10 protein-coding genes and 1 pseudogene are annotated in these 13,218 nt (G+C 69.2%); 5 read left to right on the top strand and 6 right to left on the bottom strand.

From position 1 onward, the window contains the following. Positions 1–140: 140 nt before the first annotated feature. A complete protein-coding gene (locus C8D87_RS16110) occupies positions 141–575 on the top strand; it encodes a hypothetical protein (RefSeq protein WP_112227261.1) in 435 nt (144 codons plus the stop codon). Here C8D87_RS16110 and C8D87_RS16105 read toward each other — a convergent pair whose 3' ends face one another. Then, a complete protein-coding gene (locus C8D87_RS16105) occupies positions 576–3,698 on the bottom strand; it encodes an AfsR/SARP family transcriptional regulator (RefSeq protein ID WP_233442124.1) in 3,123 nt (1,040 codons plus the stop codon). Between the two features lie 480 nt (positions 3,699–4,178). Here C8D87_RS16105 and C8D87_RS16100 point away from each other — a divergent pair, with 480 nt between their 5' ends. Then, positions 4,179–5,906 carry an AfsR/SARP family transcriptional regulator gene (locus tag C8D87_RS16100; protein WP_170166443.1) on the top strand — a complete coding sequence of 576 codons (1,728 nt, stop codon included), beginning with the start codon at positions 4,179–4,181 and terminating at the stop codon, positions 5,904–5,906. 7 nt (positions 5,907–5,913) lie between these two features. On the opposite strand, the gene C8D87_RS16095 is transcribed toward C8D87_RS16100, so the two are convergent. The 3 genes from C8D87_RS16095 to C8D87_RS16085 form a co-directional block, all read right to left on the bottom strand. Continuing rightward, positions 5,914–6,270, bottom strand: a complete 357-nt coding sequence (locus C8D87_RS16095) for a peptidase inhibitor family I36 protein (protein ID WP_146771723.1) — start codon at positions 6,268–6,270, stop codon at positions 5,914–5,916. A 14-nt stretch (positions 6,271–6,284) separates the two neighbouring features. Then, a complete protein-coding gene (locus tag C8D87_RS16090) occupies positions 6,285–6,686 on the bottom strand; it encodes a peptidase inhibitor family I36 protein (protein ID WP_146231615.1) in 402 nt (133 codons plus the stop codon). Positions 6,687–6,756: 70 nt separating this feature from the next. Continuing rightward, positions 6,757–7,728, bottom strand: coding sequence for a helix-turn-helix transcriptional regulator (locus C8D87_RS16085; RefSeq protein WP_112227257.1), 972 nt, complete (start codon positions 7,726–7,728; stop codon positions 6,757–6,759). Positions 7,729–7,804: 76 nt separating this feature from the next. Here C8D87_RS16085 and C8D87_RS16080 point away from each other — a divergent pair, with 76 nt between their 5' ends. Both C8D87_RS16080 and C8D87_RS16075 read left to right on the top strand, forming a co-directional pair. Then, positions 7,805–8,143, top strand: coding sequence for a YybH family protein (locus C8D87_RS16080; RefSeq protein WP_109638113.1), 339 nt, complete (start codon positions 7,805–7,807; stop codon positions 8,141–8,143). Positions 8,144–8,204: 61 nt separating this feature from the next. Further along, positions 8,205–8,708: a DUF488 domain-containing protein gene (locus tag C8D87_RS16075; protein WP_112227684.1), complete on the top strand. Its 504-nt coding sequence runs from the start codon at positions 8,205–8,207 to the stop codon at positions 8,706–8,708. Here the strand turns inward: C8D87_RS16075 and C8D87_RS16070 are convergent. Next, positions 8,699–9,103 (bottom strand): annotated as a pseudogene (locus C8D87_RS16070) (terpene synthase family protein); the annotation flags it as partial. The gene C8D87_RS16075 and the pseudogene C8D87_RS16070 overlap by 10 nt on opposite strands. A 576-nt stretch (positions 9,104–9,679) precedes the next feature. On the opposite strand from C8D87_RS16070, the gene C8D87_RS47655 reads away from it, so the two are divergent. After that, positions 9,680–12,346 carry a right-handed parallel beta-helix repeat-containing protein gene (locus C8D87_RS47655; RefSeq protein ID WP_233442123.1) on the top strand — a complete coding sequence of 889 codons (2,667 nt, stop codon included), beginning with the start codon at positions 9,680–9,682 and terminating at the stop codon, positions 12,344–12,346. Between the two features lie 61 nt (positions 12,347–12,407). On the opposite strand, the gene C8D87_RS16060 is transcribed toward C8D87_RS47655, so the two are convergent. Next, complete coding sequence (locus tag C8D87_RS16060) at positions 12,408–13,181, bottom strand: ion transporter (RefSeq protein WP_112227683.1); 774 nt, start codon at positions 13,179–13,181, stop codon at positions 12,408–12,410. Positions 13,182–13,218: the final 37 nt, after the last annotated feature.

Raw genomic sequence — 13,218 nt, 5'->3', positions numbered from 1 at the left:
AGTTCCTCCCCTGTTGGAAAACCCTGCGGCACAAGCTATTCGGCACGACTGGACGTCGATTGGACGCGGGTTGGACCTCCCTTGCGGACATCCGGTTGCAGGCACCACATTGGAAGCACACGATTTCGAGGGGGAACACGATGAAAGCGACGATCATCGGATGTGCGGTCGTCCTCTTCGCCGGGCTGCCGATCACCACGGCCCAGGCGGCCGAGGAGAAGTGCGAGACGCCGCTGCTGACCTCCGAGACGGTGCGGCTCGCCGAACCCGGCAAATGGAGCTACACCTACCAGGTCTCCTGGTGCGTGGACGAAGGACGGATCACCTTCATCACGCCGCACGTCACACACGAGGCAGACGGCACCACGTGCGTCTGGGTGACCAACGCGGAGGAGTACGAGAAGCCCGTGCCGAACGGCGACGGAGCCTGGGAGACGTTCAACATGTCCGAGTTCTCCTGCAAGGACTCCGCCGGCAGGCCGGCGAGCGTGACACCGTGGGCCAAGATCATCATCCAGCCGAACGGCGCCAGTCACATCCCGGAGAAGGGAATCGGCGACCGGATCGTGGAGTAGTCACCCGCCCGCCCGCTCCAGCACGGCGAGCGTGAACGCTTCGGCCTGGCGATGGCCGGTCTCCCGGTGGATCTCGAGCGCGCGCGACGCGTGGCTCGCGCTGTCGCGCGGTTTCCCGGACGCCAGCAGGATGCCGGCGAGAGCGGCCATCGCCTGACCTTGCAACGCGCGGTAGCCCCCGCGTTCGGCGAGGTCGAGCGCATGCCTCGCATGCTCGACGTCCGAGGTGACCGTCGCCAGGCCGATGAGGATCTCGATCTCCGGGTACCGGTCTCCGGTGTTGCGCACGAGGTCGAGTGCCTGGCGGTAGTGGCGGATCGCGTCCGCCCGGTGCCCGAGCCGGTGGTCCGCGGTGGCCAGCACGGCGAGTGCCTCCACCTCGATCCGGGGATCACCGGTCTCCTGCGCCTGGACGAGGCCGGTGCGGGCGAACTCCAGTGCCTCCCGGCCACGGCCGAGGTCGAGGTACGTCGCGGCGAGCCTGCTGCGTGTCTGGGCCTCGCTGCTGCGGTTGCCGCCCTCGCGGTGCAGGGCGAGCGCGCGGATCAGCAGCTGGGCCGCTTCACCCGGCAAACCGCGGAGGCGCTGCACGTGACCGAGATTGCCGAGGTTGATCGCCTCGCCGTAGCGGGACCTGATCTGCCGGTGCCGGTTCAACGCCAGGGTGTAGTGCTCCGCCGCCTGCGCCAGCCGGCCCATCTCCCAGTGGACGAGGCCGAGGTTGCCGAGTGCGACCGCCTCGCCCGCCGACTGGCCGATGCTCCTGCTCACCTCCAGGCAGCGGCCGAACCTGGCCGCGGCGGCTTCGAGCCGGCCGGACTGCCAGTAGACGCAGCCGAGGTTGCCGAGCACCGCGGCCTGCGCCTCGACCCAGCCCGCCTGCCGCGCCAGCAGTTGCGCGTGCGTGTAGTGCCGCACGGCCTCGCGGTACCTGCCCTGCCGGAAGTACAGGTCGGCGAGGCTGAGCCGGCCGGCGGCCCGTGCCCTGGGGTCGCCCGCCTCCTCGGCGGCAGCGAGCCCGGCTTCCGCCGTGGCGAGCCACTCGACCCGGCGAGTGGACAACCAGAAGTAGCCGCGCAGGGCGTCCGCGAGCAACCACGCCGTGGGACGGGGTCCCGACCGGACCGCGGCGACGAGGTTGCCGCGTTCGGCGTCCAGCCAGCTCGTCGCCTCCGCTGGTCCGGTGACGCCGGCGGGTGTCCTGGCGTCGAGTTCGGGTACCGGCAGGCGCAGCATGTGCGGGTAGAGGTGCCGGGCCGCGGTGTCGACGGCGTGCAGGTACCAGTCGTACAACCGCCGCAGGGCCGACTCGCGGTCCGCCGGTGTCTCCTGGCTCGACGCCTGTTCGGCGGCGTAACGCCGGAGCAGGTCGTGGAAGCTGTAGCGACCGGGTGCGCTGGGCTCGACGAGGTGCGCCCCGGCGAGGCGGTCCAGCAATGGTCCGGGGTCCGTGCCGTTGAGCGCCGCGATCGCCTCCGTGCTGGCGTCGAGTCCGGGGATGAGGCTCAACAGGCGGAACAACCGCTGCGCCGCCGCGGGCAGTGCCGCGTAGGAGAGGTCGAACGCCGCTCGCACCGCGGCCTGCTCGTCGCCGGGCACCGCGAGGGCGGTCAGCACGTTGCCCTCCCTCAGCTCCAGGACGTAGTCGTCGATCCCGTAGCCGGGACGGTCGGAGAGGTTGGCGGCCGCGATCCGCAACGCGAGCGGCAGGTAGGCGCACAGCTTGGCGAAGTCCGCGGCAGCCGCCGGCTCGGCGCGTACCCGGCCGGGCCCCAGCACGGAGGCCAGCAGTTCCAGCGCGTCATCGGGGTTGAGCACGTCGAGCGTGAGCTGACGGGCGCCGTGCATCGCGACCAGGCCGGTCATCCGGTCGCGGCCGGTCACCACCACGAGGCAGCCGGGACCGGCGGGCAGCAGCGGCCGGACCTGGTCCGGCCCCGCGGCGTTGTCCAGCAGCACCAGCATCTTCCGGTCCGTCGTCAGGGTGCGGAACATCGCCGACGCCGCCTCCACGTCGACCGGTACGCGCTCGGCGGGAACGTCCAGCGCGGACAGGAACTGGGCGAGCACCTCGATCGGCCGCGCCGCCCCGCCCCTGGTGTGCCCGCGCAGGTTCGCGTAGAGCTGCCCGTCGGGGAACCGGTCGCTGACGCGGTGTCCCCAGTGCACGGCGAGCGCAGTCTTGCCGACGCCCGCGGTGCCGGAGACCGCGGCGATCGCCAGCGCGCCGCCTGAGCTCGCGGGCACCAGATCGTCCAATGTGGACAGCTGTGCCGTCCGCCCGGTGAAGCCCGCCGGCCGCGCCGGCAGCTGCCGCGGCACCCGCGGCACCGGACGCGACTGTGCCGCGGCCGTCCTGCCGTCGTCGTGCAGCAGCGTCGCGTGGGCGGCGCGGAGCTCCGGACCCGGGTCGATGCCGAGCTCCTCGACGAGCCGGTCCCGCACCTCGTGGTAGGTCTGGAAAGCCTTGGCCCGGTGTCCTGCGGCGTGATACGCGCGGATCAGCCGGGCCTGCGCGGATTCGTCCAGCGGCTGTTCGGCGGCGGCCTCCGCCATCTCGGGCAGCACCTCCGCCGCGGCACCGATCGCGATCATCGCGTCGCCGTGCCTCGCCACCACCTCACGGTGCTTCGCGATCAGCGACACGACCTTCGGATGCGTGGCGAGCAACGGAATGTCCGCAGCCGGCCGCCCGCGCCACAACACGAGCGCCTCGCCCAGCCCTGCTGCGACGTGGTCCCACCGGTCGTTGCGATAGGCCTCGTTCGCCTCGGCGACCAGGCTGCGGAACGTGGTCAGGTCGACGGTCACGACGGCCTGGTTGACCGCGTAACCGCCGTTGACGTAGGGCAGGACCTCGCTGCTCGACCGGGACGACCGGCCCGGCTCCAGCAACCGCCGCAGGTGTTTGACGTGGGTCTGCAGGACGTTCACGGCGCTGCGCGGTGGTCGCTCACCCCACAGGGCGTCGATCAGGCTCCCGGCGGCCACCGGCTCGCCCTCCGCGAGCACGAGCAGTCCCAGCACAGCTCGCCGGGCGGGTGGGCCGAGCTCGAGTTCCGCACCGTCTTTCCACGCCCGCATCGAACCCAGCACCTGGATTCGCACAGACCTCGTTGCCACTGTCCTGAACGTAATTAACGGACAGCTGTGCCACAAGGACAACAGTCCAACGCCCTCCGCTGGGACCCGATATTGGGTCCGCTCAGCCCATTCCCCGCACAGCCAACCGGTGGTGCCCCCGGCCCCGGCCGCCGATCCGGTGGGTGACCCGGGACCTAGCTGCACCGTCAGCGCCGAACGACCGCTGCACCGAGCTTTCCGCGACAACCATTTGGCGTACCGTTTCCCGGAAATCGGGGCGTGCGTGCGGAAATCATTGATCGCGACATATTTGCGGCGAATGGGGTCACGGCTGCGCACACCCGGACCTGGGCGGGAATTGACTGGACGAATCCTCGGGTTCGGCCGAAGTGCTCGCGCCGCCCCCGGATCCTGTGCCACTCTTGTCGTGGGGGGCAGTACTGGGGGAGGTACTGGGGCATGTGGTTTTTCCGATTGCTCGGACCATTTCGGCTGGAAAGCGACGGTACGGAGATCGCGGTGGGCACACCGCAGACGCGCACCGTGCTGGCCTTGCTCGTGTGGCACGCCAACGAGGTCGTCCCGCTCAGCCGGATGATCGACGAACTGTGGGGTGCCAGGCCGCCGTCGTCGGCGAAGGTGCAGCTGCAGGGCATCATCTCGCGGCTGAGGAGACTGCTCGGCCGCGAGCGGATCACGACCACGCCGACGGGATACGTCCTGCACGCCACCACGGCGGAGCTCGACGTCGAACTGGTCCGCGCCGATCTTGCGAGAGCGCGCTCACTCATCGCGGACGGTGAGGTGGCGCTCGGCGCGAGCACGCTGCGTGCGGCGCTCGGGCGATGGGACGGGCCGGTCGACCCGCCACTCGTCGAGTCCGTCGCCTGCCGGCTCGACGAACTGCGGATGACCGTGCTGGAGGAGCGCATCGACGCCGAACTCCTGCTGGGCGGCGACGCCGACCTGATCGGCGAGCTGACGGCGGTGGTCGCCGAACACCCGCTGCGGGAACGGTTTCGCGCCCAGCTGATGACCGCGCTGGCCCGGCGCGGCAGGGTGTCGGAGGCCCTCGACGTGTTCCACTCGTTCCGCCGCACGATGGTGGCCGAGCTCGGCGTCGAACCGTCCGCACGACTGTGCTCGCTGCACACGCGGATCCTGCGTGGCGAGCAGGACACGCGGCCTGCGTTTCCGATGCCGCGCAAGGCACATCGGCCGCGGCAGCTACCACCGGCACTGCCAGACTTCGTCAGCCGTGCCGATCTGCTGACCGAGCTCTCCGACGTGCTGACCGGCGCCGGGACCCGGCCTCCGCTCGTGGTGGTGTCCGGCACGGCAGGGCTCGGCAAGACGTCGTTCGTCGTGCAGCTCGCCCACCACGTGCGCGAGCGCTTCCCGGACGGCCAGCTCTTCGCCTCGCTGCGCGGTGACGACACGATGGCCGCGTTGCGGCAGTTCGTGCGCGCGCTGGGCGTTCCCGCGGATCTCGTGCCATCCGCCGAAGACGAGTGCTCGGCCCTGTTGCGGGACCTGCTGGCCGGACGCGAGGTGCTGCTCGTCGTCGACAACGCGGGCGACGCCGGTCAGGTGCGGCCGTTCGTGCCCGCCGAACCCGGCTGCGCGGTCCTGGTGACGAGCAGGCGTTCGCTCACCGAACTCGAAGGCGCCCGGCTGGTCCGGCTCTGCTTGTTCGACGCGGCCGAGTCCGCCGAGCTGCTCACCAGGATCACCGGCGCACCACCGGGAGAAGCGCTGGTGGCCAGGTGCGGTGGCCTGCCGCTCGCGCTGCGGATAGCGGGAGCACTGCTCCTCGACCGTCCACACTGGACCAGCGACGACCTGGCCGCGCGGCTGTCGGACGAACGCACGAGGCTCGACTGGCTGGAGGCGGGCGACCTCGACGTGCGGGCCAGCTTCAACGCGAGCTACCGGCAGCTGCCCGCGCCGCACCAGACGTTGTTCCGGCGCATGGGGCTGCTGCCCGCGGCACCGGTACCCGGCTGGCTCGCGGCGGCCCTGCTCGACACCGGGCAGGACCACGCCGAACGGGTGCTGGAGGACCTCGTCAGCTGGCACCTGGTGAGCGCGGTCGACCGCGGCCCGACGATCCGTTACGGCATGCATGACCTGGTGCGGTGCTTTTCGGTGGAGCAGGCCGAAACCGAGCAGGAACGGGACGCGGTGATCACCCGGGCACGGGCGGCCATCGCCAGGGTTGCCGCCTTTTCGACAGCCGCCCGATGACCAGGCCCTAACAGACGCGGAGGGACGAGACCTTGTTCCACGCGGGTGCGGGCAGGTCTCCTTCCTCACCGGGTTCCACGACGTCCAGGAGGCCCCGGAAGCCGCGCAGGTCGTACAGGCACCACCGCGAGCTGGTGCGGTTCCGCACGCTCTCGATGTTGTTGTCGGCCTGGCCGCCCAGTTCGAACGCACCGGTCGCGAACGTGGCGGACGTACCGGTGTGGCCGGGACCGGTCCACGCGCAGAACCGGTTTGCGGGACACTGAGCTGCGGCAGCGGTGGAGGCGAAGGCCGGGGCCGCCGCGAACAGCGACCCCGCCATCACCGCACCGGCCACCAGCGCTGCTGCTCTGCCGGTAACCACGGTTCCGTCTCCCGTCAGCAGGTCTTCAGCGACGAGATCCGGTTGCGGTACTCCGGCTTGATGTTCCCCTGCTCACCCGGCAGCACGTCACCGAGGAAGCCCGAGTAGTTCGCCCCGTCGTAGAAGCAGAACCGCGAACCGCTGCGGTTCCACGCGCTCTCGGCGGTGTTGTTCAGTCCGCTCGGGCCGGGAGCCGCACCGAGGTTCGCGTCCCCGTTGGCGAAGTAGCCGATCCCGCCGTTGCCGTCGAGGCCGGTCCAGATGCACATCCTGGCGGCGGGACAGTCGCTCCACGCCGCGGCGGACACGTCGTTGGCCTCGATGAGCGACGGCGAGGGCGCGGCGCTCGCGGGCAGCGACACCAGTGACGCGGCGAACGCCGCACCGGCCAGCACCATCATCGTTTTGCGGATCAAGAGAATTCCCCCTTCTCTGCGAGGCGATCTCGCCTCGGCACCAAGACTGGGGAACCGCGCTAGCCGAACACTAACCACCACTAACCGTGAGCAGGGCGGCGAGTGCGGCGGCACGGTCGCGCAGGGAGGCGCGCAACCACTGCGGGGTCAGGACTTCCGCGTTCGTGGACAGCTGCCACACCGCCCATTCGGCGTGCCTCGCGTCCTGGAAGGTCACCTCCAGCCGCAGCCAGCCGTCCGCGCCGGTCTCCTCGGTCAGGACGGCCACCGCCATCAGGTCGCCCCGCCTCGCCGGGTTCAGCCGGAGCAGCACGGTCACCTGGTCGTCGCCGGCACGGAACCGCGCGCTGCGTTCCTGCCACGCCCGGTCCAGGTCGACCCGGTCCGGTCGCTCCGCCGGCTCGGGAAGTTCCTCCGCGGCCACGATCCGGGACAGCCGGTAGGTGCGGTCCTCCCCCGACCTCGTGGCCAGCAGGTAACCCTGCTCCCGCACGGTGACCAGGCCGATCGGGTCCACCGTGCGCCACTTCGGCTGCTGACCGGCGGCCGCGTAGTGGATGCGGAGCTTGTGGCCCGCGAACACCGCGCGCCGGACCTCGGCCACAACGGCGTCGGGCACCTCGTCGGTGATCTGCCGGCGGGCGAGGAGGTCGGTCTCCGGGTCGATGAGCAGCCGCTGGGCGGCGTCGGCGGCGGTGGCCCGATAACTCTCGGGCAGCGCGTCCACCACCTTGCGCATCGCCGAGGCGAGTGCCGTGCCGAGGCCGAAGGCCTGTGCGCCGCGCCGTGATCCGGCGACCAGCAGTGCGAGTGCCTCGTCGTGGTTCAGCCCGGTGAGCTCGGTCTGGAAACCCGGCAGCAGGGCGAAACCGCCGTGCCGGCCGCGTTCGGCGTAGACGGGGACGCCGGCCGCGGACAGCGCGTCGATGTCGCGCAGCACGGTGCGGGTGGACACCTCCAGCTCGCGGGCGAGGGCGGTCGCGGACATCCGGCCGTGCCGGCGCAGCAGCAGAACCAGCGAGACCAACCGGTCGGCACGCATGGGAAAACTCTACGGGAATACACGACACAGGATGTCGTGATTCGTTGGCAGGGTGATCCACATGACGAGCAGGACAGTGGCCACCGAGCCGAACGATCTGGGCAGGTTCTTCATCGAACGCGGCAACGCGGGCGACGTCGACGGACTGGTGGCGTTGTACGAACCGGACGCCGTGCTGGCGTTCCCGCCCGGCAACATCGCCACCGGGCACGCGGAGATCCGCAAGGTGTACGAGCAGTTCGTCGCCGCCGCACCGGAGCTGCTGCCGGGCAGGCAGCACCCGGCGCTGGTGAGCGGCGACCTGGCGCTCACGGCGTCCACGCTGACCACCGGTGAGATGACGGTCGAGGTCGCCCGCCGTCAGCCGGACGGGTCGTGGTTGTGGGTCCTGGACCAGCCGGTGCTGGTGCCGTGACAGGGTGGCGGTGGGCCCGGCGCGACCAGGCCCACCGCCGTCCACAATGGAGGTTGTGACGATGAGGCGCATCGCGACGATCGGTGTCTACGGCTTCACGGCGGAAACCTTCGCCGAGAAGCTCACCAGCGCGGGCGTGGGGTTGCTGCTCGACGTCCGCCAGCGCCGCGGTGTCCGCGGCTCTGAGTACGCCTGGGCGAACTCGGCGCAGCTCCAGCGCCTGCTCGCCGCGGCGGACATCGGTTATCGGCACGTGAAGGAGCTCGCGCCGACGACGGAGATGCGTCAGCTCCAGTACCGCGAGGACGACCGGCAGGGCGTGGGCAAGCGCGACCGGGTTGCCCTGGCGCCCGAGTACACCGAGCACTACACCCGCGAGATCCTCGACCCGTTCGACCTCGGTGCACTTGTGGCCGAGCTGCCGAGCTCGACCACGACCGCGTTGCTCTGCGTCGAGCGCGACCCGGAGGCGTGCCACCGCTCACTCGTGGCCGCACGCCTGCACACCGATCACCGCCTGCCGGTCACCGACCTCCGTCCCGACCAGGGCCTGAACTACTTGTAGCGCGGGTGGGTGGTGTGCCATTCGAAGCCGCCGCCCATCCAGGCCTTGGTGCCCTTCAGAAACCGGTGCAACTCCACCGATGGCACCGCGAGCAGCGCCCTGTGGCCCGCCTCGAAGTCGCGCACCAGCTGGTTGTGCAGCTCCACGGTCCGTGCGGTGGCCTCGGCGATCGAGCACTCCCGGTCCGCCGCGATCTGGAGCACCGTGTTGCAGACCGGCTTCTCGTCGGCGGCGCCCTTCTCCACCGACACCAGGTCGTTGACGAGCACCGACGCCGTGCCCGCGGCGGTCAGCAGCTGCCGGACGCGCGGGTCGTAGTACAGCGGCACGGGCAGCTCGTAGCCGCCGACCGCGTCGATCAGGGTCATCGACGTGTAGAACGTGTCGTGCTGTTCAGGGTTGGTTCGGTCACGAACGGGTGCGTGGAAAAGCGTGCTGCGGTGGGCCTCTCGACCCGCACAACCCCGCCAGTGCCCCCACCTTCGTGGGCTCCTTTCGCCCATCCGGATGACTGTAAGGGCAAGATTCCACGCCATCACAACAGAAATCCTGGTGCGAGGCCACCGGTCGGTCGCGGCGCACTCGGCTCGCAATGAGCCCAATCGGCTCGCACGATTCAGAACCGTGAGCTGCTCCGAGAACTCTCCGAACAGGCAGAAAACCGTCATTGAAAACCGTTTCAGGATTACCTGATTCAGGAATGTGAATGTTTGACACATATGCAACCATCGTCTACAAAGAAATAGCCCCCGCCCTGCCGAAGAGGGTTATCAATGACGCGAACCTCCATACCCCTGTTAACACTGCTCTTAATCGGTTCACTCGCGGTTCCGGCAACCACGGCGACCGCCGTACCTGCACTGACGGGCCTGGATGTCTCGTCAGCCAACCGACGTTCCCCCATTTCCGGCCTGTACGACTGGTCGAAGGCGGGGTATCGCGGCAATGGCGTGCTGCCCGGAAACAATGAGGTGAACCCGAGCGCGAGTTGTCAGATCACCGAGGCGGAACTCGCCACTCAGTTCAACGTCCGCCCGAACGACTCCGCCGACGACAGTGCCGGGCTGCAGGCCGCGATCGACTCCATCAGGACGCAGTGCTCGCCGACCGCGAGCTATTCGAAGCTCAGCCTCATCACGCTGCCCCCCGGCGAGCTGAGGGTCTCGAAGGAACTGCACGTCGACGCCGACTACCTGATCATCAGAGGTGCCGGCGCGACCACCACGAAGGTGGTCTACACACCCGACGCCAACACCCGCTACGACGCGCTCACCCCGGACGGCTCGGACTGGGACGAGGACGGGATGACGTTCGGGCAGGGCAAGGGCGGGTGGCTGTGGCCGGGCCGCGGCCTGTTCCGGGTCCAGTCGCGCGGCGTGCACACCGCCTACGCGAGCGACTACGCGGCGGCTCCCGAGAACCGCAAGGACATCTTCGAGGGCACGATCAACGTGCACTGGAAGGCCGGCACGAAGGTGCGCGCCGCCGCGAAGGCCGGTGACCGGTCCATCCAGGTCCAGTCGGTCACGAACATCAAGCCGGGCACGCTGGTCAACGTCCGCGCCGCGAACTCGGTGAAGTTCTACGAGCAGCAGTTCGCCACCGGGACCCCGTACCCGATGCTGAACATGCACATGCGCCAGCAGATCTTCACCGTCGTCTCGGTGTCGTCGAACACCGTCACGCTCGACAAACCGCTGGAGTTCGACGTCCCGGTCAACTCCACCTCGGACGGTTCACCGGCGATCGACGGGACGACCTACGACTCCAAGGTGTCGCCGCTCGTGGACCCGGTTGTCGGCGTCGGGTTCGAGAACTTCGGCTTCACGCAGACGATGCCGAGCCTCAACCCCGCCGAGGCCGTCAACAACTACGGCAACATGGCACCGGCCGACGCGATGCACGGCATCGTCTTCAAATGGGCGGCGAACTCGTGGGTGAAGGGCATCCGCGCGGAGATGACCGGGTCGCACCCGATCGTCACCGAGGAGGCCAAGAACCTGCAGATCGTCGACAACCACCTCGACGGCTCGTGGAACAAGGGCAAGGGCGGCAACGGCTACTTCCGCGGCTCGCGGGTGTGGGACTCGCTCTACGCCGGCAACACCTCGCGCAACCTGCGGCACTTCACGTTCCAGTGGTCCGCGTCGGGCAACGTCGTGGTGGGCAACGACTTCGACTCCGACCTGAACCTGCACGGCGGCTGGGAGCGCAACAACCTGTTCGAGCTCAACACGGTCCGCGTCTCCTACGCCCACCGCTCCGGCAACTGCCGCGCGAACTGCGGTGAGGAAGGCGGCGGCGGTCCCGACGACTCGAACTGGTTCCCGATCTGGTGGGGCGCCGGCAAGAAGGCGGTGAAGTGGTCGGGTGCCACCGGGCCGCGCAACGTGTTCTTCAACAACGAGATGTCCAAGCAGCTGGCCGCGGATGGCGCCTACCAGCCGTACTACCCCGACCGGCAGCGGATCCACCAGTTCGGCTGGAACGGCAACGCCTACAAGCACCTCGACATCGGTGGCACTCCGATCGCGGACTGGGCGAAGAACGAGCAGCGCGACTACACCGGCGGTCACGGCGTGGACAACTCCAGGACCGACTCGGCGAAGTCGTTGTTCCTCAGGAACGTTCCGGGTTCCACCGAGCCACCACCCGGTGAGGAGACGCCCGGCACGGTGACCACCGCCGAGCAGCTGAAGGCCGCGCTGGCCAACGCGAAACCCGGCGAGACCATCACGCTCGCACCCGGCACCTACCGAGGCTCGTTCGTGACGACGAAGGCCGGCACGGCGAGCGCGCCGATCACGCTCACCGGCCCGCCGACCGCCGTGCTGGTCAACGACGGCCCGTCCGGCACCGCACCGACCCCCTGCCCGGTGCCGACCGCGGGCTGGGACTCGGGCTACGGCCTGTGGCTGTACAACGCGCCGTACTGGAACATCAAGGGAATCACCGTCGCGGAGTCCAAGAAGGGCATCATCCTCGACAACTCCCACCACGTCACGATCGACGGCGTCACCGTCCGCAGGACCGACGAGGAAGGCGTGCACTTCCGGCGCTCCTCCGCGGACGGTGTCATCAAGAACTCGACGATCACCGACGCTGGCGTCGTGACGAAGGACTACGGAGAGGGCGTCTACATCGGATCGGCGAACTCCAACTGGAAGTGCCACGGCAACTCCGGCGGCGTCGACAGGTCCGACCGCGTCCAGGTGCTCAACAACAAGATCGGCCCGAACGTCTCCGCCGAGCACATCGACGTCAAGGAAGGCACGCAGGGCGGCGTCATCCGCGGCAACACGTTCAACGGCACCGGGATCAGCGGCGCGAACTCCGCCGACTCGTGGGTGGACGTGAAAGGCACCGGCTACCTCATCGAGGGCAACACCGGCACCTTCGCCTCGCCCGGCACGTTCAAGAACGGCTACGAGACGCACAACCCGAGCACCACGCCGCCGTTCCTGAACGGCTGCGGCAACGTCTGGCGCGACAACAGGTCCGACCTCGGCAACGTCGGTGAGTACGGCATCTACGTCGTGTCCACGTCCAAGTGCAAGGAGAAGCCGAACGTCGTCCACGCCTCGAACACGGTCACCCGTGCGAAGAAGGGCCTTACGAACGTCCCGGTCACCCCGTAACAGTCGGGGGTTGCAGAGGTCCCGATCGGTGTACGGCGGCGTCGCCGATCGGGATCTCCTGCTAGGCAGCCGATCGCAGTGCCCGCACCTCGTCGCGCAACGCCCGGACCTCCTGCAGCAGCAGATCGTCGTGCGACGCGGTCCTGGGTGCGGGCAGGGTGATCTCCTCCTGCATCGCGCTGCACACCACCGCGATGAACAGGTTGAGCATCGTGAACGTCCCGACCAGCAGGTAGACCAGGAAGAAGACCCACGCGAACGGCTTCTGCCCCATCAGGTCGCGCATCACGTCCGACCAGCCGTCGCCGGTGGTGATCTGGAACAGCGTCAGCAACGTCGGGCCCAGGCCGGAGAACCGCGGGTCGCCGGTGTCGCCGAACAGGTTGCTCGCGATCACGCCGCCGACGTAGACGAGCAGCACCAGCAGTCCGGACAACGACACCAGGCCGGGAATCGACCTCACCAGCGCCGTCACCACGCGCCGCATGCTCGGCACCATCGCGACGAGCCGCAGAGCCCGCAGGATGCGCAGCGAGCGCAGCACCGACAGCGGCCCCGCGGTGGGGATCAGCGCGATGGCCACGATCACGAAGTCGAAGACGTTCCACGGGTCCTTGAAGAACTTCCAGCCGGACGCGTAGAGCCGCGCGGCCAGTTCGAACGTGAAGATCACGAGTGCGAGATGGTCGATCGTCGTCAGCACGGGACCGAACTCCGCGTGCAGGAGCGTCGACGTCTCCGCGCCCAGCGTGATCGCGTTGACCACGATCACGCCGATGATGAACAGCTGGAACCGGTTGCTCTCCACAACCGAGCCGACGCGGGCGCGCAGCATCTTCACTCACCGCTCCTAGCACAGGGGTTTTGGAAGC

It is taken from the genome of Lentzea atacamensis, assembly GCF_003269295.1.
GTDB classification, from domain to species: domain Bacteria; phylum Actinomycetota; class Actinomycetes; order Mycobacteriales; family Pseudonocardiaceae; genus Lentzea; species Lentzea atacamensis.
Note: the sequence above shows the minus strand (reverse complement) of the source record. Positions and strands in the feature narration are given on the sequence as shown.